The following is a 573-nucleotide window of genomic DNA, read 5'->3' as shown; positions in this document are numbered from 1 at the left end:
GCGGAAGATCGGATACGCTGTCGGGAGTCTCGCCCTCATCGGAGTACTCTTCTTGATACCGGCGCTTCCAGCAGGAATCGGCAGTGCACTGGGCGTCGAATCGTCGCTCGTTAGCCTCACCATCGTCACCGCACTCATCGTGGGCGCAGTGATGCAAGCCGACTACGAGAGCGAACGTCTGTTCGTCCCCGTGTGGGCAGCCATCATCACGTCGGCAGCGTTCACGCAGGTTCGTTTCAACTACTACCTCGCGGTGGTCGTCGCGGTGATGAACGCCTACCTCCTCCGACAGGCCCTCGGAATCGACTTCATCTGCCTCGCGAACGTCGAGCGCTTCGACGACATCTCGTATGGGCAGGTCGCAGCAGTCGTGATTGGCGTCCTCCTCATCCTCACGCCCGTTCTCATCATCCCGATTCAACTCGGCAACGGCGGCGTGTCTCAGACCGCCATGCAAGCGTCCCAGACCGGTCCAGGAACGGTCACTCAGTGGGACGGGAGCCTCACCTGGATGCAGAACAACACACCCGCAGAAGGTGAGTTCGGCGGCGAATCGAACCGGATGGAGTACTA

The 573-nt window shown here is 60.7% G+C and carries 1 pseudogene; it reads left to right on the top strand.

Annotated elements, in window-relative coordinates:
* Positions 1–573, top strand: a pseudogene (locus tag C5B91_RS21325) (dolichyl-diphosphooligosaccharide--protein glycosyltransferase); the annotation flags it as partial.

It is taken from the genome of Haloferax sp. Atlit-10N (assembly GCF_003586325.1).
Classification (GTDB): Archaea; Halobacteriota; Halobacteria; order Halobacteriales; family Haloferacaceae; genus Haloferax; species Haloferax prahovense.
Note: the sequence above shows the minus strand (reverse complement) of the source record. Positions and strands in the feature narration are given on the sequence as shown.